Annotated in this window: 17 protein-coding genes; 8 read left to right on the plus strand and 9 right to left on the minus strand. The window is 52.0% G+C overall.

The annotated features are described in order from the left end of the window. Positions 1-19: 19 nt before the first annotated feature. Positions 20-2,341, plus strand: coding sequence for an arylsulfatase (locus EG028_RS11750; protein WP_120516963.1), 2,322 nt, complete (start codon positions 20-22; stop codon positions 2,339-2,341). Positions 2,342-2,399: 58 nt separating this feature from the next. On the opposite strand, the gene EG028_RS11755 is transcribed toward EG028_RS11750, so the two are convergent. From EG028_RS11755 to EG028_RS11775, 5 genes are all read right to left on the minus strand, one after another. Continuing rightward, a complete protein-coding gene (locus EG028_RS11755) occupies positions 2,400-2,798 on the minus strand; it encodes a hypothetical protein (RefSeq protein WP_123864647.1) in 399 nt (132 codons plus the stop codon). A gap of 80 nt (positions 2,799-2,878) precedes the next feature. Beyond that, positions 2,879-3,475 (minus strand): zinc-ribbon domain-containing protein, encoded by a 597-nt coding sequence (locus EG028_RS11760; protein ID WP_120516961.1) that lies wholly within the window; start codon positions 3,473-3,475, stop codon positions 2,879-2,881. Between the two features lie 46 nt (positions 3,476-3,521). Continuing rightward, entirely contained in the window at positions 3,522-4,553 is a 1,032-nt protein-coding gene (locus EG028_RS11765) for a hypothetical protein (RefSeq protein ID WP_120516960.1), read from the minus strand. A gap of 52 nt (positions 4,554-4,605) precedes the next feature. Then, on the minus strand, positions 4,606-5,922 hold the full coding sequence (locus EG028_RS11770; protein ID WP_120516959.1) for an ABC1 kinase family protein: 1,317 nt from the start codon (positions 5,920-5,922) through the stop codon (positions 4,606-4,608). Between the two features lie 62 nt (positions 5,923-5,984). Then, on the minus strand, positions 5,985-6,611 hold the full coding sequence (locus EG028_RS11775) for a TetR/AcrR family transcriptional regulator (protein WP_120516958.1): 627 nt from the start codon (positions 6,609-6,611) through the stop codon (positions 5,985-5,987). 249 nt (positions 6,612-6,860) lie between these two features. On the opposite strand from EG028_RS11775, the gene EG028_RS11780 reads away from it, so the two are divergent. Continuing rightward, the gene (locus tag EG028_RS11780; RefSeq protein ID WP_241559121.1) at positions 6,861-7,196 is read left to right on the plus strand and encodes a VOC family protein; all 336 of its coding nucleotides are present in this window, start codon (positions 6,861-6,863) and stop codon (positions 7,194-7,196) included. Between the two features lie 62 nt (positions 7,197-7,258). Here the strand turns inward: EG028_RS11780 and EG028_RS11785 are convergent, their stop codons facing one another. The 4 genes from EG028_RS11785 to EG028_RS11800 form a co-directional block, all read right to left on the minus strand. Continuing rightward, entirely contained in the window at positions 7,259-8,533 is a 1,275-nt protein-coding gene (locus tag EG028_RS11785) for an MFS transporter (RefSeq protein ID WP_120516956.1), read from the minus strand. A gap of 32 nt (positions 8,534-8,565) precedes the next feature. Then, entirely contained in the window at positions 8,566-8,811 is a 246-nt protein-coding gene (locus EG028_RS11790; protein WP_120516955.1) for a hypothetical protein, read from the minus strand. 37 nt (positions 8,812-8,848) lie between these two features. Further along, positions 8,849-9,439, minus strand: a complete 591-nt coding sequence (locus EG028_RS11795; protein WP_120516954.1) for a TetR/AcrR family transcriptional regulator — start codon at positions 9,437-9,439, stop codon at positions 8,849-8,851. Positions 9,440-10,074: 635 nt separating this feature from the next. After that, positions 10,075-10,446 carry a hypothetical protein gene (locus tag EG028_RS11800; RefSeq protein WP_123864648.1) on the minus strand — a complete coding sequence of 124 codons (372 nt, stop codon included), beginning with the start codon at positions 10,444-10,446 and terminating at the stop codon, positions 10,075-10,077. Between the two features lie 131 nt (positions 10,447-10,577). On the opposite strand from EG028_RS11800, the gene EG028_RS11805 reads away from it, so the two are divergent. From EG028_RS11805 to EG028_RS11830, 6 genes are all read left to right on the plus strand, one after another. After that, positions 10,578-11,738: a PepSY-associated TM helix domain-containing protein gene (locus tag EG028_RS11805; protein WP_120516952.1), complete on the plus strand. Its 1,161-nt coding sequence runs from the start codon at positions 10,578-10,580 to the stop codon at positions 11,736-11,738. A 109-nt stretch (positions 11,739-11,847) separates the two neighbouring features. Continuing rightward, the gene (locus EG028_RS11810) at positions 11,848-12,342 is read left to right on the plus strand and encodes a cupin domain-containing protein (protein ID WP_120516951.1); all 495 of its coding nucleotides are present in this window, start codon (positions 11,848-11,850) and stop codon (positions 12,340-12,342) included. Between the two features lie 49 nt (positions 12,343-12,391). Next, entirely contained in the window at positions 12,392-13,084 is a 693-nt protein-coding gene (locus EG028_RS11815) for a FadR/GntR family transcriptional regulator (protein ID WP_120516950.1), read from the plus strand. 492 nt (positions 13,085-13,576) lie between these two features. Continuing rightward, positions 13,577-16,933, plus strand: a complete 3,357-nt coding sequence (locus tag EG028_RS11820) for a SusC/RagA family TonB-linked outer membrane protein (RefSeq protein WP_120516948.1) — start codon at positions 13,577-13,579, stop codon at positions 16,931-16,933. Positions 16,934-17,012: 79 nt separating this feature from the next. Then, positions 17,013-18,500, plus strand: coding sequence for a RagB/SusD family nutrient uptake outer membrane protein (locus tag EG028_RS11825; protein ID WP_120516947.1), 1,488 nt, complete (start codon positions 17,013-17,015; stop codon positions 18,498-18,500). Between the two features lies 1 nt (position 18,501). Next, positions 18,502-19,431 carry a dihydrodipicolinate synthase family protein gene (locus EG028_RS11830; protein WP_120516946.1) on the plus strand — a complete coding sequence of 310 codons (930 nt, stop codon included), beginning with the start codon at positions 18,502-18,504 and terminating at the stop codon, positions 19,429-19,431. The last annotated feature ends 7 nt before the right edge of the window (positions 19,432-19,438 follow it).

The raw sequence follows: 19,438 nt of genomic DNA on the forward strand, positions 1-19,438 counted from the left end.
AACGAACAAAAAACAAACAATGACCAGGAATATCAAAACAAACCTCCTGCTGCTGGCTACTTTCGGCAGCATCACCGCCTCCGCACAGAATGGCGCGGGGACGGTATATAAAGGAAAGATCGGGAAGACTGTGGAAGAATCTGTGGAGTGGTGGCCGGCTAAAAAGAAAGCGCCCGCCAATGCGCCCAACGTGATCGTGCTGCTGATAGACGACGCGGGTTACGGTACCTCCAGCGCCTTTGGCGGCCTGATGCAGACGCCCATGCTGGACAGCCTGGCAAACAAAGGGCTGCGTTATACCAACTTTCATACCACCGGCGTATGTTCACCCACCCGCGCTTCCCTTATCACCGGCCGCAATCACCATTCCGTGCACATGGGGCATCTGAATTACGGCGCCCTCGGATACCCCGGCTATGATGGCGTGATGCCCGCGGACAAAGGCACCATCGCTGAAATTTTAAAAGAAAACAATTACAGCAACTACATCGTAGGAAAATACCACGTAGCACCGCTGAATGAGATCACCTCCGTGGGGCCCTTTGACAGGTGGCCGCTGGGAAGAGGATTTGATCATTTTTACGGATGGCATCTCGGCCACACGGACCAGTATCACCCGAACCTGTATGAAGACAACCAGGTGGCCGTGCCCGACCTTTCCGGCAAACACGTGACTACGCTACTGGCAGACAAAGCGATCAAATATATTGCGAACCAGAAGTCCATCGCGCCGGAAAATCCCTTCTTCCTTTATTTCTCTGTCGGCGCCATTCACTCCCCCCACCAGGTGGATAAAAAATGGAGCGACCTCTATAAAGGGAAATTCGACAAAGGCTGGGACTGGTACCGCGAGGAAGTATTCGCCCGCCAGAAAAAACTCGGCATCCTGCCCGCAAATGCAGTACTGCCGGACCGTGACCCAACCGTTGCCTCCTGGGAAAGCCTGAGCCCCGAAGCCAGGAAAGTATACGCCCGCTACATGGAAATATATGCCGGGTTCATGACGCATACGGACTACGAATTCAGCCGCGTGATCCATTATCTCAAAGAAACGGGCCATTTCGAAAATACGCTCGTCATCGCGATCATTGGCGACAACGGCTCCAGTCACGGCCCGAAACACGGCGCCCTCAACGGTTATGTGAGCAAACAGGATGACGGTAAACAAGTGCAGGAGGCAGCAAAAAACATTGACAAGTTCGGCACGGAACATTCTTTCATGGATGCCCCCGCCGGCTGGACGCAGGCCACCAATACGCCTTTCCGCCTCTGGAAAACAGATGCGAACGCCGAAGGCGGCACCCGCAACCCGCTGATTGTGTATTACCCGGAAAAGATCAAAGAACAGGGCGGCATCCGCAACCAGTACAGCCACGTGAGTGACATCACGCCTACCATTATCGATCTGGCCGGTGCTACAGTGCCGGAAACTATCAAAGGGGTAAAACAAAAACCTTTTGAAGGCACCAGCCTTTATTACTCCATCAACGATGCTGCCGCGCCGGACCGCCATACTGTACAGTATTACGAGCTGAGAGGCAAACGGGCCATTTACAAAGACGGCTGGAAAGCATCGGTATTCCATGAAGCAGGCACCAAATTTGAAAACGATGTATGGGAGCTGTACGACCTGAAAGTGGATTTTAACGAAAGGATAGACCTGGCCAAACAGAACCCGGCCAAACTGAAGGAATTACAGGAGTTGTTTGACGCGGAAGCGCAGAAATACAACGTATACCCGCTGGTAGACGCCACACAGGGCAGGGGCGCGGCAGGCAGGGAAAGAAGCGCCTTCGGCACAGCGGACAAGATCGTTTTATACCCGGGAGTGGATCAGCTGCTGACCATGAGCGGCCCGCAGTTCCAGGGAGAATCATTTACCATTACAGCGGAAGTGAACATCCGGAATCCGCAGGACCATGGTGTATTATTCGCCACGGGCAGCGAGTTTGAAGGCCTGAGCCTGTTTGTAAAAGACGGTAAATTCCAGGTGGCGCACAACACCGGCTCTATTGTAAAACACCTTGAGTCTTCCAAAAACATCACCCCGGGCAAACACCAGCTGCGCTTTGAGCTGAACTACACAGGCAAAGGCGGCCCCGTGGCCCATGGCGTAAAAGGGCCTCAACAACCGGATGTGGACGGCGGCACGGAATCTATTTTTATCGATGGTGTGAAAGTGGGAGAACGTACGATCAGGGAGTCTGAAGGGCGGTATATCGGGTTTTACAAAGACGCGATAGACGTAGGGCAGGACCTGAACTCACCCGTGTCCGACCGCTACAGGACGCCGTTTAAGTTCACCGGCGATCTGAAGAACGTAACGATTGAATATAAATAGGAACTCGTTTCCTGCAACTGTTAAAAAGGGCTGTTCGTTTGAACAGCCCTTTCTTTTTTTAATACTGCGATTTGATAATGACGATCTTGATATCAATCGGCGCGGTAATTTTTACCGGTGCGGTACCGGTCGCGTTCTGTGCGTCCAGGTACAGCTTGCCCGGGCTGTAGGAATACAGGTAAGAAACACCTCCGAATACCTGCGGCAGCGGTTCCCAGATATTTGAGCCAAAGGAAATGTACACCTGTACAGCGTCCAGCTCCACGGTTTCGCCGTCCAGCTCCGGGATGTTCAGTATAGCCTGGTAAGAATTGTTACCGGTATTCAGTACCCACATATTCGTAGCTACGTTTCCGATAATGGTCTGGTTGGGAATCACAACTTCGTTCTTTTCAGTGGTACAGGAACTGAAGAAGATGGTTCCGAGAATGATGAATGGCAGAATGAACGTTTTCATGTTGATCGGGTTGTATACAACCATAAATACCAAAGGCTATGCCAATCAGCATAGCCTTTGATATTTAATGCTTTCCGCGGTTATCTTTTTATATCATCGATCGTTCCTTTGTCAAACAATTCCATCAGTTCGCTTTTCAGCAACACCTCCGGTTCCGTGTCAAATTCTTTTTTCATCAGGTCGGAAAGGCCGCTCCTTTTGTTGCTTTCGTACATGTTATGCAGGATGTACACGCTGTCTCCCTGCACACTGGCTACTTTGTAAAGCGTATAACTGCTAGGCCCTTCTTTTACTTCGTAAATATCGCCGGCCTGTGGCGCCAGGATCATTTTAGCGTTTGCCGCGGAGGACTGTTTGGCGGCAAAGACGCCCCAGATCACCAGCAGGCTGAATATGATCAGGCCCGAAAATGTCCAGACAGGCGTTTTGGACCGGGACTTGAGACCGTCGTAAGACAGCTTCAGTTCAGCTGGCATTTCCTTGGGTGCGAGCGTCTGCTTGCAATGGGAGCAGTTGGACGCGCCGGTTTTGCCAATGGGAAAAGACGGTATCCAGAATATGTGGGCATATTTCTGGTAAACAAAAACCTGGACGGACATCATCGTCCCGCAACTGGAACATTTGGCGCCGAGGTCTTCGTAACCGAGGGGTGTTGTTTTCCAACCATAGATGATCATAGGGAAAGGGTTTTAAGTGTATAATGCATTACGAAGATAAATATATTTAATTGGATTTAGCAACCGGGAGGGAAGAGCCTTTGGTCAGGTCCCAGGCGGTATTGTAGGTTTTCCCGCTTTTGGCCGTCACCCAGATGTAGCCCAATTCCTGGTTGGGGTTGGAAATCAAGGGCAAAAGGGCATTTCCCCAGTCTTTTACGGGATCTTTCAGTTTCCACCAGCCGGTGGCGTTGCTGCCGTCCATACAATCTTCGTCTGCGGGATAACCCAGCTGGAAGGCGCAGGCGCTGGGGGCGAAGCGGTTCGCCCAGGCGGCAAAACCTTTATTCAGCTCTTCCAGCGTTCCTTCGGAGGCGTCGTTGATAAAAATGATATCTCCCTTGCCACGGTAGGCCGGCGGCATATGGTCGGGGCTGTAATGACGGAGGAACATGCGGTACGCGGCCTTATGCGACTTGATCCTTTCATCCCATACACGGGCAGCGGAATCTCCCGCTTTGCCAAAATATTCCAGCTCGATGCCCATACCCCCCACGCAGGGATGATGTTTGAACTTCCCCAGCCAGCGGTCTATTTCCCCGGTTACGTCTGTGGCTCCCGTGCCTTTTTTCGGGTTGGCCTTAAAAGGGAATATTTCAAGAAAAACGGTCACGCCCAGCTGGTCCATGTAATCCAGGTATTGTTCATGGGCTTCGTCGCTGATGCCGGCGTAGGAGGGTGTAGCGCGGCTCAGGTCACCCACGGCCCAGGTGGCCCAGGGTTTAGCGCCGGGGAAGCGGTTCTGTACATTAAAGATCACATGTGCGAGCGATTCCTTGTCCGGCAGGGTTATAAAGCTGCCGATCTTGATATCGAGTTGGGTAATGCCGTCTCCCGAGCTTTTGCGGGTCGGTTGCCAGGCCCCGGCCCATTTAAATGCGGGTTTGGCGGGCAAGGGGCCTTTGTGGTAAAAGGAATTTTCGTTCCCCGGAGCAGTGCCCGGAGATGTAGTGTTTGCGGCCGGATCGTTATAGCGGGCGGATACGCACCATAACAATAATACCGGCGTAATGAACTGGACGGAAAGGAAACGTTTCATGTGGTGGAATTTGCTAAAATTTACCACATATTTTGAAAAATACGTAACCGCGTTATCCCATCAGTTCCTGTATCCTGTGCTGGCCGGTGATGATGTCCGCTTTCAGGTCGCTCAGGATGGAGTAAAGACCGAAATAAGTCCTGTTGATGTACAGGCTGTGCCTGCTGCCCCTCGCCACTTTCGATTCGCGTACTTCTTTCAGGTTGGCCAGATAATCCATATAGGCGTATATCTCGTTAAAATAATCCTCGTTCCCGAAATCGAAACGTTCTACGGTGAAAGGATGCGTGAGCAGGCGGATCATTTCCTGGAACAGCCCGGAGAAAAACACAACCTCTTTTTCCGTATCGCTGGGATGGATCATTTCGAGGTTGGTGTATATTTCCCGGCGGCGGGCCTCGTCTTTCAGCACTTCTTTGTCCGTGAGCAGGAAATAGTTCACATAAAAATCTTCCGGCACTTCTTTCACACAACCAAAATCGAATATACCCACCGTGCCGTCTTCCCGCAGCAGGAAGTTGCCGGGGTGCGGGTCCGCATGCACTTTGCGCAGCTTGTGTACCTGGAACTGGTAAAAATCCCAGAGCGCCTGCCCGATCTTGTTGCGTATTTCCTGTGTGGGATTGGTTTCCAGGAATTCCCTGAGGTGTTTGCCGTTCAGCCAGTCCATCGTAATGATGCGGTCCGAGGACATTTCAGGGTAGTACCTGGGGAACACGAGGTTGGGAATATGGGCGCATTGCTCGGACAATTCCTGTGACCTGCGCAGCTCCAGGTTGTAGTCTGTTTCTTCCAGCAGCTTCGATTCGATCTCGTCGAAGTATTTGTCCATGTCCACTTCATTCATCCCCACGATGCGTACCGCGAAGGGTTTTACGATGCGCAGGTCGGACTTCACGCTGCTGGCCACGCCGGGATACTGGATCTTTACGGCCAGTTGTTTGCCGTCTTTCTCCGCCCGGTGTACCTGCCCGATGGAAGCCGCGTTGCTGGCTTTCAAATCGAACTTGTCGTACAGCTGGGCGGGAGATTTGCCGAGCGTTTTCACAAATGTGTTCACCACCAGCGGGCCTGATAAAGGCGGTGCGCTGTACTGGCTCATGGCAAACCGTTCGGTATATGCCTTGGGGAGCATGCCCCTGTCCATACTCAGCATCTGCGCTACTTTCAGTGCGCTGCCTTTCAGGTTGCTCAGGGTTTCGTAAATATCATCCGCGTTCTCCTGGTGAAGGGCTTCCTTGGTAATGGAAGGGTCCATCAGTTTACGCGTGTAATGTTTGATGTAATTGGTTCCCACTTTCAGCCCTGTTGTCACAAAACGCCCTGCTCTTTCCACTTTGCCGGTAGGTATGTTCGTCTGTTCTTTCATGAGTTCTCTTTTGTCTTTTTTATTGGCCTCATGGAACCGCTTCGCGGTTTCATCCGCAATAATTACTTCCTGGTCAATATAAATTTCCCGAAATCCAGCAGGCTGTCCAGCGTGTTGGAATGCATCAGCTGGAAGCTGAGGTTCACGGCCTTTTCGATGGCGGCATCCGTCATCTCGAAATTCGCGCTGCTGTCTTCTGTCCAGTACCGGAGCACAAAAAGCGCCTGTACCCAGAAGCCGTGCGTGTATTTGTCCGAAATGAACTTCCTTTCCTTGATCTCGGCGGTGGTATACCCCTCCCTGATAAGATCAGCAGCATATTCGTAAAATGCTTTTTTGAAAGCGTTCAGCTGCCCCAGCTGGCTGAGCGGCAGGCGGGAACGTTCGGACTGCTGGAGGATATAGCTGCGGTCTTCCTTCAGTTTCTGCACCCACAGAAAATAAAAGGCAAGGAGTTTTTCCTGCGCGTTGTACTGCAGGTAAGTTTCGTCCGTCTTCAGCTGGCCAACGGTGCGTTGGAATACATCCAGCCAGATGTCTTCCTCCACGGCGTCGAAAGAGCTGTAATGACCGTAAAAAGCGGATTCCGGGGAGTCGAGTATTTTACAGAGCGCATATACGGATACGGGTTTTTTGCCGTTCTCCAGCCAGTAGCGTTTGTAAGCTTCGCGGATAGTGTGTTTTTCCATATGAAAAATCGTTTTAACGATGAATATTCGGAGTGGGTCAGGGGATATATTTACAAATTTACGGACGCAGCGGATACCAGCCGTTAAAAGGGTAAAAATACTTTTTGCCTTTTGACGGTAATATTGACCGGTAAAGGATTTCGGGAGATATGTTAAATATTTCCCAACAGAATTATTACGTATATTCGACATGATAAAAATCATGTTTATGCCACAGTTTTTAAAGGATTACGGACAACTATTTACCGCGTGACGGATATCACAAAAGGGAAGGAATGGTATGCGGAAGCATTTGGCACTCAACCTTACTTCGACGAACCGTTTTACGTAGGTTTTGAGATCGGCGGGTATGAGCTTGGCGTGCAGGCTGTGCCGGAAGGCACGGAGCACCCGGGGCAGGGCGCGGTGGAGACTTACTGGGGCGTGGAGGATATTGACGAGGTTTACAATTACCTGCTGTCCATCGGCGCTACGGCTTTCCGGCCGCCAGCCTCCGTGGGTGATCCTATCAAGGTGGCGGTGGTGAAAGACCCCTGGGGGAATATGCTGGGGCTGATCTACAATCCTTTGTTCAAGGCGCAATAAATTTGATCGCATAAAAAAAGAGGCTTCCTTTCGGGACAGCCTCTTTTTCTTTTTTATAACGTTTAATGCACCGCGGCCGCTACATTTTCCGGCGGGGTGGCGTTCGTGTTCTCCGCAAATATCTGCCGGTTAAGGAAGTAGATCATGATAGTGGTGATAATGAGCGCGCCCACGATCACAAATCCGAGGGTATCATAATGTTCAAGATAACCGGTGCTGGTTTTGTGAATGATCTTGCCGGCCAGCACGGCTGCGAGGCCGCCCGCCAGCTGCTGGATGGATGCGCTGATACTCATAAAAGCGCCACGGTCCTGCATTGAAGGCATGGAGGTCATGATCGCCTGCACGGGGATCATCCTGCCAAATACCCCGATCATCATCACGGCATTGATGCAAATGGCCAGCCAGAGCGGCGTGAGGCCCAGGTGCGTAAAAATGATCACCATTACCAGCGTGATAAAACTGGCGGCATAAAACACTTTCACCTTCCCGATCTTGTCGCTGAATCGGCCGATAAACGGCGCGGAGATAAGGTTTGCGGCGCCTACAGCCATAAACAGGATGGTGATCTGTTTGGGATCGATACCCATGTTGTGAATGGAAAATGCGTTCCCGAAAGGCATGAGCATATAACCGCCCGTGGCCATGAGCACCATGGTGCCGAAAGCCAGCGTATACCGGCGGTTGCGCAGGGTATCCCAGAGGTGTTTAAAGGCATTTTTCTCGGTTCTTTTGCTAAGATGTTCGGTGATCGGCTTCATGTACACCGCTATCAGGATGCCCATGATCGTGCCCAGTACGCCGATCATCCAGAAGGGGGCATGCCATTCAAACCGGATGGCCAGCTCCCAACCTACGGGTATGCCCACGATCTGGCTGAGGGCAAACGCCATCTGGGTGAAACCCATTACGCGGCCACGGGTTTCCGGTCTGAACAGGTCCGCTATGATGGCCATGCCAATGGCGCTGATCACGCCGCCAAACAGGCCGGTCACGATACGGGCGGCCAGCAGCATCTGGTAATTGGGCGCCAGGGCGCAGAGGTAGGTGCCGATGATAAAGCCGGTGTAAAATACCAGCAGCATTTTTTTACGGTCAAATTTGTCTGCAAAACCCGCCGCGAGCACGCCGGAAATACCGGCGCTGAAAGCATAACCGGAAACCACGAGGCCAAACTGGGCGGCGGTAATGTCCCACTTCCGCATCAGTATTTCGCTGAGGGGGTTGAGTACCATGAAGTCCAGTATGACGGTGAATTGCAGTAATGCGAGGATGGCTATAATGAAGACCTGGTAGCGGGAGAATAGCCTTGCTTTAGGAGCGTTTGTTGTGTCCATAAATGTTTTCGTAGTGTATGTTGAACGATTGCTCAGCCGGGAAGCTCTTCGCAAAGGAAACCTTCACGGCTGATGAGTTGAATGATCTTTTCAGGAGCCAGCTGGCTGGCTTCGATGCGAAGCACCTTGTCCGTGTCTTCACGGTCCACGTTCCATTTCAGTACGCCGGGTTCTTTTTCCAGTACCGGCCCGATCTGCCGGAGATCTTTTTTGAACCGGATATTGGTACGGAATACCAGCACTTCACGGGCGGTTACAGTTGAATATGCTGTGGTCATAAGCGGTTGCGTTTAGTCAGGTTAATAAATATGGTCTTTATGGTTTGAGTGCTTTTAGTACAAGCTGGAGCGCCTGCTCCATGTTTTCTTCGGTAAAGGTGTATTTTTTGTGGCCAAAGGTTTTTTCCTGTGTGTGAAACTTAATGAGCTGGTACAACGGTGCGTAAGCCACGGCCCAATACACCTCAAACGGCAGCGGGATCAGTTCTTTTCGCGCTACCGCGTTGTGATAGAACTTTCCCATCACGTCTTTGAAAGTGGTGTACATATGCTCGGCCACCTTGTCGTAAAGGTGAGAATACCGCATCTTTTCGATAAACTCCACGTCCAGCGGGTTCTTCAGGAAGTAACGGGCCCTGTTCTGCCACTGGTTCCGCAAACCTTCTTCAAAGCTCGCATCCGGGTCAAACCCCTCCAGGCTTTCCCTGAGCATCCTGTCGGATACATGGAGGGTCACCTTCACGATCAGGTCTTCCCGGTCCTTAAAATAGATGTAAATGGTAGCCGGAGACACACCGGCCGCTTTGGCCAGTTTGTTCACCCCAAACCCATCCAGCCCTTCCCGCACGATCATTTCAATGGCCTTGTGGTGAAGCAGGCATACCTTGTTTTCGTCTCTTGTACGCATTGCAGTACAAAGATAAGTGAGCGTTCGCTTATTTATAAATTATATTTTCAGCTGGATAAAAAAACCGGGACCACTCCTGTTGAGAATGGTCCCGGTTGCTTTGCGTCCGTTTCGGGAAAGCCTGTTTGTAGATGTTCTTATGGGATCCGCGTCCGGTTTTCCTTAAGATCACCGCCTGGCGGGCATTCCCGGAAGTTTATAACTCCCTTCCCTGTATGGCTCCCGCTTAAAGGGCCTTCAGGCTGCCCGGCATACACCGGCCGAAGCTTCCGCCGGCGAAAGCTCCGGTGTGCGCTGGTAAGCCATAATGGCCTGTTAATGATCATGATTCCTCCGGTAGCTTTCCGGCGGGGTACTGCATCGCATCAGCGCCATGAGGCCTGCAAGGCAGACCATATAACTCAGCAATGTTAGTTTCATAAAAGGGTTTTGAACATGCGGCAGCCACATACCGGGAACGACTTACTGTTTGCAGGCTTCCGGACAGCCCGCGCGCAGATAGTTCATTCCCATGCGGCGGCCGCATGAAGGAATGTGATCTCACCCTGGGAGGTTAAAAGCAGCCGTTGTGGTCTTGGAAACTGGAACGGATCCACGTTTTTTCCATCCGCAGGTGAAAAGATTACATTAAGTGATTAAATAAAAAGAGAAGAAGAAGCCTTACAGGGAGGGTGGAAGATTGCGCTCACCCCGGTATAACGGTACAGGCTGGGAAGCATGCCCGGAACGGGGCGGGAGGGAAGCAGCAGGGGCAGTGCGGCGGTTTCGGCGGCCACAGGCACATAGTCCTGTACCTTCAATACCACCGGTTTTGCCTGCATTTGCTGATCCCCTGAATAATCCCCGCCAAAAGTAGCTGCGAGGTGCCGGATACATTCGCAATCCACCGCAAGATCGGTATGGTTCACGATGTACGCCGTCACCATACACTGCACGTACCCGGTAAGCCGGGTGGCGTACTGCATGCCGAGGGCCGCAAAAAGACATATGGCGAGTAAAGGACGCAAAGCATAGTAAATATAGTAAATATATTGTAAGCGTGCGCCCGTTTTTTTCCCGATCCGCTGAAGATTTTCCCGATCCGAGTTGCCGGAGCGGCCCGCCTTTCGGACTTTTGTGGTGAAAGTTTTAAAGGCAAATGAAGAAATTAGTAGGGAAAGTACACCTCTGGCTCGGCCTGACGTCCGGGCTGGTGGTATTTATCATTAGTATCACCGGGTGCCTGCTGGCATTTGAATGGGAATTGCGGAGCCTTTTCACAGGATCGTATTACCATACGGAGTACCAGGCGAACGTACAGCCCCTGCCTCCTTCCGTGCTGCGGGAGATTGCCGAAAAACAGCTGCCGGGCAAAACGGCGAACGGTATCAGTTACGGTGGGGATGATTACAGCACCGTGGTACAGTTCTACGGCGGCGATCCCGAATATTACTACCAGGTATTCCTCAACCCCTACACCGGCGAAGTCCTGAAAGTATGGAACGCCGAAACCGACTTTTTCCGTTTTATACTCGAAGGCCATTTTTATCTCTGGCTGCCGCACGAAATTGGGCAGCCTATCGTGGCTTATGCCACCCTGATCTTTTTCATTATGCTGGTGACCGGGCTGGTGCTCTGGTGGCCGAAAAATAAAGCCGCGCGCAAACAGCGTTTTTCCATCAAATGGGATGCGAAATGGCGCCGGCTCAACTACGACCTGCACAACGTACTGGGCTTTTATGCCATGATCGTGGCGCTTGTGCTGGTGATCACCGGGCTGGTATGGGGTTTTGAGTGGTGGAGCAATTCGCTCTATTACGTCACTACCGGCGGTAAGTCCCTGAAAGACGCGGTGTACCCTGTTTCCGATACGACCGTGAAACAACGGCCGTATACCCTGCAACAGGCTACGGATACGGCCTGGACGCGGGTGAGCAAGCTGGCTCCCGAACGCGCGGGTACCTCCATCTATTTCGGCGAAGGCCCGGAAGCCATACTGAGCGTTTCGATCAATCACCGCCCGGGTACTTATTACAAAACAGACAATTACGAATTTGACCAATACACCCTGAAGCCCCTGGAAGGCAAAGGCCCCTATGCCGGCAAGTACAGCGAAAAAGGCGTGGGTGATAAATTCCGCCGCATGAACTACGATGTGCACACCGGTGCCGTCTGGGGCCTGGCGGGAAAGATCCTCATGTTCTGCGCCAGCCTGATCTGCGCGAGCCTGCCCATTACCGGTATTTACATCTGGTGGGGAAGGAAGAAAAAGAAACCCGTAGCGCAGAAGAAGATACAGCAGAAGGTGGCCGCCGCCTAATAATCCGGGATTACAAGCGGCGTTTCCCCCGCAAACAGGGTGGCAGAATAATTTCCCCGTACAACCGCGTGTTATAACAGAATTCCCAAAAACGCTGTATGTTTAAAGCATGAAAACTACAGCGGCTTACTGGCGGGACACACTACAGCTGACTAAACATGTGGAAGGAGGTTCCTTCCGTGAAACCTATCGGGCCGCCTCCACGGTGGAGCCGGCTGGCTTCACAGGCCCCAGGAGCGCATCCACCGGTATTTATTTCCTGCTGGAAGACGGCGATTTTTCCGCTTTTCACCGTATCGCTTCCGATGAAATGTGGCATTTTTATGATGGTACCACCCTGCACATTTATGAGATCACCCCTGAAGGATTGCTGAAAGTGCACCGCCTGGGCAGGAATTACGCCCAGGGGGAACAATTGCAGCTGGTGATACCCGCGGGCAGCTGGTTTGCCTCCTGCGTGGAGGAAACGGGCGGCTTTGCGCTGGTAGGATGCACTGTAGCACCGGGTTTTGACTTCATAGACTTTGAGCTGGCGGGCAGAAAGGAACTCTCGGAATTATTCCCGCAGCATGCAGGATTGATAGCTTTGCTGACAAGATCGTAAGGAACGATTCATTAATTTGTTCTACATTTATACAAAATAACCGAACCCAATGGCAAAAACTGATCTCATGAAGGATCTGGGCCCTATTTCGCAACGTACCATGGCGGATGTAGTGGAAAAGGAGTTGCGCGACTACCTCAAAAAGAAATTGTTTAAACCCGGAGACGCTTTACCCTCAGAACTGGAACTGGCCGATGCACTGGGCGTGAGCCGCAACGTTGTCCGTGAAGCCCTCAGCCGCCTGCGTATGCTGGGCATGATAGAAACTAAAAAACGCCGTGGCATGATCCTTTCCACGCCGGACATCCTCGGATCGTTCGAACGCGTGCTGGACCCGCTGATCATAGATGACAGCACCCTCCAGGACATCTTCGAGCTGCGCCTTACCCTCGAAATGGGCCTCGCCGATATCCTGTACCTGCGTAAAAAGAAAAAGGATATCGCGGAGCTGGAAGCCATTGCCAAAAGCCAGGACCCTGGCGGAAAAGGACAGGCTTTCCGTATCAACAACGAGATCGCTTTCCACGGTAAGATCTACCAGATGACCGGCAACGAAACCCTCATGCGTTTTCAGAACATGCTGCTGCCTATTTTCGGGTATGTGATCAGCCTCGAAAAGGTGCCGCAGATCGGCAAAGTATCGCATGTGGACCTGGTGAATATCCTCAAAGATGGCAGCAAGGAAGAGTTCAGGCAGGGGATGCACGAGCACCTGAAGCCGCATTTTAACCGGCTGAAATAATACATGGAGGCGGCTGGCGGGCAATACCCGCCAGACCGGAAACCTTCACTTAGGACGATCTTTAATTCCCGGAACAACGCTCCCATACTGCTTTCCGGGTTATCGCCCAACCTCTCTCATTACATTATTGCTTACAGATCCGGCCCGGGAAATTCCTCCCTGTCTTCATTGCCATCCGCCGGTGTATGGTTTCCGCTGAGTAATGTGATTCTCAAATCCTTTCCCAAACTGGTTTTCCCGGTTTTTACCCCCGGTATTCCCACCGGGATTGTTACATTATTAGCACCCGGAAGGCACATCAGGGCCCTTCTCCGCTATTATTTTATCAGCTCCGCACAGGCCGTAAAAATCTCCCCGCTTCTCAAAAAAATTCTTTGAAGATTGAAATATTTTCCCCTACTTTTGATATATGTAGGACATATCTACAATAGTACTGTAGTAATCAAATAAAGTTGCAATCAAATTCCATTACTGTCTAAACAGTGATTCGTTATGAACCTGATCCAATCTATCTCTACATTATGGAGGCTGTCACTCATCGTCTCCATCATCCTGCTTCCGCATTTAGCCGGCGCACAATCTGCCGTTACCGGTAAGGTGACGGACTCCACCGGCAGGGCCATCGAGTTTGCCAGCGTGCAGGTGAAAGGTACCACCAAAGGAACCTTTACAGCAGCGGACGGCAGCTTCAGCATCGCCGCACCGGGCAACGCCATTCTCGTGATATCCAACATGGGATTTATTTCCCGGGAGGTACCCGTAAATGGCCAGTCGTCCCTGAACGTACAGCTGCAAACCAATAACCGCACGCTCGAAGACGTAGTGGTGGTAGGTTATATGCAGCAGTCCCGGACCAAGACATCCGCTTCGATATCGAAGCTGAATCCCGCGGAATTGAAGAACACCTCTAATCCAAACCCCGTGCAGGCCATGCAGGGTAAAATTGCCGGGGTGTCCATTCCGATTTCCTCCGGCCAGCCGGGCGCGGGTGCCAGCAACATCATCATTCGCGGCGGTACCAAACTGAACGTGTATGGCACCGGCCTCGGTACTTCCGGTGGCAACTTGTCAAGCGTATCCGGCGGCAGCAACGTATTGTTCGTGATCGACGGTATTTTCCGCAATTCCATGAACGATGTGAACCCGGACAACATCGAATCCATCCAGGTGATGAAAGATGCGGCTTCCACCGCCATATATGGCGCCCAGGGCGCCAATGGCGTAGTGGTGATCAAAACAAAATCGGGAAAGTTCGGCTCCAAAATGAACCTTTCCATCAACCACCGTACTACCTGGGAAACCAAAGCGCGTGACTATAAATATCTCAATGCAACAGATTATCTCCGTCTCGCGCGTACTACGGTTCAAAGTACGTCCGACCGCATTGATAAAAATAACCTGCTGAACAACGGCGGCTTCTCCGCAGGCACCCGTGTATATACCGCCAAAGGCCAGTACGGCAAAAACGTGAATCTCACCGCCCTCTACGACAACATCGTGGCGGTGGAAGGCCAGGCGTATGTAGATGACCTGCTCTCCAAAGGCTGGATGGTAATGGATGATCCCATCAATCCCGGTACCAGGCTGCTGTACGCGGATAACCAATACCAGGATCTTATCTGGAATACCGGCCTTACCAACAATACCAATGTTTCCGTGGACGGCGGTTCCGAAAAGGCGAACTACAATGTGTCCCTCGGTTATACTGATCAGGCCGGCACTTTCGTCGGAACCAATTATAAAAGGTACGATGTACTGGGCAATTTCGGCTTCCAGGCCGCGGATAACTTCCGGATAGACGCATCTGTGAACTATCAGAACGTGCTGCCCAACTACGTGGAAAATTTCACCAACGAACTTACCCGTGGCACACGCCTCACACCGCTTATCCGCATCATGAAAGACGACGGAAATCCCGCTGTGGGCGAGCTGTATTCAGCCCGCAACCGCCTGCACACCATTAAATACGATGACGTACGCTCAAACACGGAACGCCTCATATCCCGCCTCGCGGGTGACTGGACTATCATCAAAGGTCTCCATTTCAGACCCTCTGTTTCTTACCTGCTGCAGGATTACCGGTATATGTTCATGCGCAAAAAAACACCGGAGGATGAGATACAGCCTTCCACGCAGCGCCAGAAAAATGAAAGGACGGATAACTTCCGCCAGGTGATGATAGACCAGGTGCTGCAATACGACTTCTCATTGCAGAACCGTCATAATTTTACTATCCTGGGCGGTTTTAACTTCACCAAAAAGAACAACAGCAGGATAAACATCGGTTCCCAGCGTGCGGCCAACGACTATATTTATACGATCGAGGAACTTCCGGTTATTTCTATCGGCAACGTCCCTACTTCAAACGTAACGGACTTCGGCACAGAGCTGGTGGAAGAGCGTTCCGCGAGTTTCTTCGGGCAGGTGAACTACGATTATGATTCGAAATATATCGTGGGCGCCACCCTTCGTTACGATGGCTTTTCAAACTTTGCTCCCGGCAATAAATACGCTTATTTCCCTTCTGTATCCGCGGCATGGAACATTCACCGCGAGAAGTTCTGGCACATCAAACCGGTAAGCTCCCTGAAACTCCGCGCCAGCTGGGGCGGGTCAGGAGACAGTAACCTGGGTATCACGGATACTTACGGCGGATATTCCACCGTGAATTACGGGCTGGGCTCCGGTATCGTGCGCAGCAACCTGAGCAACCCGAACCTGAAATGGGAAACGACGACCACCACGGATATCGCCATCGAAGCGGGTTTCCTGGAAAACCGCATCAATGTGACTGTGGACTGGTACAATAAACTCACCAAAGACCAGCTGGCAAGCATGCCGCTGCCTTCGGAAGCTCCTTTCCCTTCCATCATATACAACAATGGGGTACTGCAGAACACAGGCTGGGAAGTAGAGATCGGCGGTACCGTGCTCAGAAAGGGCGATTTCACCTGGAACACTAATTTTAGTTTCTCCTATAATAAACAAAGGATTAAAGAGCTGCCGGGCAATGGCCGCGACAAAAACCGCCAGGGCGGGGACCGTGTATGGGACCCTGCGCAGGGCAAAGAAATAGAAGTGGGTGGCTACGCTGAAGGCGAACGACCCTTCGGCCTCTGGGCATACAAAGTGGAAGGCGTATTCTCCACGGACGAAGAAGCCCAAAAATGGAACCAGACGCACAGGGACCTGCTTTCCTCTCCACAGGGCCAGTTGGTGGGCAAACGCGCGGGCGATTTCATTTTTGCGGACCTGAACAGCGATGGCGTGATAGACACCAAGGACCAGGTTTTTATGGGCTACCGTACGCCGGATAAGATCGGTGGCTGGCAGAACAGTTTCAGCTACAAAGGCATTAACCTTCGGGTTTCCCTGGACTACGCCACGGGGCATATGATCAGCAACGGTGCGCTGGCCCGCTCGCTTGGCCAGGGCCGCGCCTTTAACGAAGGCGCGCCGGAGCAGGCGCTTGGTGCGGACATCTGGCAGAAGCCCGGCGACGTAGGTAAAAAATACGCACGTTTCTCTTTTGCGGACTACGATTTCGGGCAGCGCAACTACCTGCGCAACACCAGCCTTGGCGTGAACAACAGCTATTCCTCCGACGTATCCGCCATGATCGAAAAAGGAGACTTCCTCGCTCTCCGCGAGATCACGCTCAGCTACGATCTTCCCAAGGCATGGATGCAAAAGATCCGTTCTACCAGCATGAATGTATTCTTCAGCGTGTTCAACATAGGCTACCTCACGAAGTATACCGGTATCAATCCTGAAACCTACACCGGCTTTGATGCGATTGCTTATCCAAGGCCGAGGCAGTTCTCACTGGGTGGTACACTCCGGTTCTAACCGCAAAAAAATTAAGTTATGAAACCGGGCATGTTATTGCAAGGTTCCATCCGATCTTAAAAAATCAAAATATTAACGGATGAAAAAGATATTCCCATATATACTTGGCTTACTGATCTTCACCAGTTGTGATGCACTGTTGGAAGTAAAACCAGAGTCCTCCATTACGGAAGCAGTTTACTGGCAGAATGAGAGTGATTTTGAGCCTTATCTTACCGGCATTTACCCGTTCATGCGAGTGTTTGCCAACAACGTAACATACGGCACTGAAAGGAGCGAGGAACTTATTTCAGCGTTGAACTCCCGTTTTACCGTGGCTTGGGCGCAGAACCTTACGCCCAGCTCCGGCGCGCTGAACTATGCGGACTGGTACAAGGCAATCGGCCATTGTAATCTCCTGCTGGAAAAAATCCAGGGTTTTGAGTTCGCATCCAATCCTGACCTGAAAAAAAGAATACTGGCAGAAACCTATTGCCTGCGTGCATATTTTTATTTCCACCTTACCCGGATCATCGGGGATACGCCGCTGATGCTGGAAGCCGTGACCGATACCGAAGTGCCGCTGCTGGCCCGTTCTCCCGCTCCCGACGTGCTCCGCCAGATCGTGGCGGACCTGGACGAGGCCATCGCGCAGTTCAGATCCATCAGCGGTTTCACACCTGCGCTGATCCCGTCCAAATACCGTTTCTCCTATGCTTCCGCACAGGCATTAAAGGCTGATGCAAAGCTCTGGAGCGCCAAAGTACTTGGCGGTGGCAATGCGGACCTGAACGCAGCTATCGAAGCGATCGGAGAAGTGGAAAAATCAGGCGCAACATTGAGTGCGGATTTCAAAACCGCCGCCAACTCCCGCGCTTCCTCCAATCGTGAAATGCTGCTGGCCGCCTTCTTCCTGAGAGATGAATCCACTGCGGCGGCAGGAGGAGTACCCGCGGTATCGCATTTCTGCGTAAACGCATTTCCTTTTGAAACCGGCGTACAAGGCGCGGATAACCTGGACAGCATTCCTTTCGCCAAAACCTCCGCCAACGGCCAGGGCGCTTACCAGATAAGCCCCGCATCCAGGGCACTGTTCACCAACACGGCGGACAAACGGATACCCTTTACCTGGGTAACGGAAAGGCAGGGCAACACCCTCAAGATCTCCTGGATCACCAAGTTCACCGGCACCATTTACCCGGACAGCCGCGTGGCAGACAACGATATACCCATGTACCGCCTGGCGGACATCTTCCTGATGAAAGCCGAAGCATATGCGGCGCTCGACCAAACTGCAACTGCAATTGATTATCTTGAAAAGGTAAGACTGCGTGCAGGCACCGGCGAATACACCGGCGCCACGGACAAACTGAGCGTGGAAAGAGAGATACTCAACGAGCGCGGCCGTGAACTGTTCTTTGAGAACAAACGTTGGTACGACCTCGTAAGATTTCACAAAGGCGGTACCATCAACGTATACCAGTATGTACCGAACCTCGTAGGCAAAACCACGCCTTTGTTCTGGCCGCTGAACACCACCGTACTGGCTAACAACAGTCTTATTAAACAAACCGAAGGATATAACTAATATGGAAAAAGTAACAGGACTTATTGCCGCAGCTTTCACTCCCTTTCATGAGGACGGCGCTATCAATCATTCACTCATTCCCGCGCTGGTGGACAAGCTGGTGGAAGACGGCCTGCGGGGTATCTTCGTTTGCGGGTCCAACGGCGAAGGGCCGAACATGACCACCGCCGAAAGAATGGAAGTGGCGGAAGCATTTGTAAAAGCTGCGGGCAAAAGGCTCCTGGTGTTTGTACACGTGGGCCACAGCAGCATCGCCGAAGCGCGTTTGCTGGCCGCTCATGCACAAGCCATCGGCGCAGACGCCATCTCCGCCGTAGCCGCATTTTATTTTAAACCCACCTCTGTGCAGAACCTGGCGGACAGCATGGCACAGATCGCAGCTGCCGCTCCGGAACTGCCTTTCTATTATTATCACATTCCGCACCTTACCGGCGTGGGCATGGATATGATCGAGTTCCTCCGCATTGCGGGGCCTGCTATCCCGAACCTGGCGGGCATCAAATACACTGCTACCTCTTTACAGGAATACCAGTCCTGCCTGGAATATGAAAACGGTAAATTCGATATCCTTTTCGGGCTGGACGAAATGCTGCTGCCCGCCATGGCTGTGGGCGCAAAAGGTGCTATCGGCAGTACCTATACTTTCGCCGCGCCATTATATCTCAAAACCATGGAGCTTTTCAAAGCCGGCCGTATGGACGAAGCCCGCGCTTCTCACGCATACATGGTGGAAGTGATCCGCTACCTGGTGAAATATCCGCCTATCCCCGGCCAGAAAGCCATCATGCAGATGCTCGGCTGGAACCTCGGCCCCTGCAGGCTCCCGCTGACCACCTTCAGCCCGGAGGCCTATAACAGGTTCCAGGGAGAGCTGGCCCGTTTGTCTTTTTTTGACAAGGCGCCCGCGCGGAAAACAGTTCAAACATCTTAATACACCT

Origin of the sequence: Chitinophaga barathri (assembly GCF_003807585.1) — a bacterium.
Taxonomy (GTDB): Bacteria; Bacteroidota; Bacteroidia; order Chitinophagales; family Chitinophagaceae; genus Chitinophaga; species Chitinophaga barathri.

Coding starts and splice junctions, on each gene's coding strand:
- EG028_RS11790 (WP_120516955.1), bottom strand. CDS start 8,811: ATGACCACAGCATATTCAACTGTAACCGCCCGTGAAGTGCTGGTATTC.
- EG028_RS11825 (WP_120516947.1), top strand. CDS start 17,013: ATGAAAAAGATATTCCCATATATACTTGGCTTACTGATCTTCACCAGT.
- EG028_RS11820 (WP_120516948.1), top strand. CDS start 13,577: ATGAACCTGATCCAATCTATCTCTACATTATGGAGGCTGTCACTCATC.
- EG028_RS11810 (WP_120516951.1), top strand. CDS start 11,848: ATGAAAACTACAGCGGCTTACTGGCGGGACACACTACAGCTGACTAAA.
- EG028_RS11755 (WP_123864647.1), bottom strand. CDS start 2,798: ATGAAAACGTTCATTCTGCCATTCATCATTCTCGGAACCATCTTCTTC.
- EG028_RS11785 (WP_120516956.1), bottom strand. CDS start 8,533: ATGGACACAACAAACGCTCCTAAAGCAAGGCTATTCTCCCGCTACCAG.
- EG028_RS11750 (WP_120516963.1), top strand. CDS start 20: ATGACCAGGAATATCAAAACAAACCTCCTGCTGCTGGCTACTTTCGGC.
- EG028_RS11805 (WP_120516952.1), top strand. CDS start 10,578: ATGAAGAAATTAGTAGGGAAAGTACACCTCTGGCTCGGCCTGACGTCC.
- EG028_RS11795 (WP_120516954.1), bottom strand. CDS start 9,439: ATGCGTACAAGAGACGAAAACAAGGTATGCCTGCTTCACCACAAGGCC.
- EG028_RS11830 (WP_120516946.1), top strand. CDS start 18,502: ATGGAAAAAGTAACAGGACTTATTGCCGCAGCTTTCACTCCCTTTCAT.
- EG028_RS11765 (WP_120516960.1), bottom strand. CDS start 4,553: ATGAAACGTTTCCTTTCCGTCCAGTTCATTACGCCGGTATTATTGTTA.
- EG028_RS11815 (WP_120516950.1), top strand. CDS start 12,392: ATGGCAAAAACTGATCTCATGAAGGATCTGGGCCCTATTTCGCAACGT.
- EG028_RS11760 (WP_120516961.1), bottom strand. CDS start 3,475: ATGATCATCTATGGTTGGAAAACAACACCCCTCGGTTACGAAGACCTC.
- EG028_RS11770 (WP_120516959.1), bottom strand. CDS start 5,922: ATGAAAGAACAGACGAACATACCTACCGGCAAAGTGGAAAGAGCAGGG.
- EG028_RS11775 (WP_120516958.1), bottom strand. CDS start 6,611: ATGGAAAAACACACTATCCGCGAAGCTTACAAACGCTACTGGCTGGAG.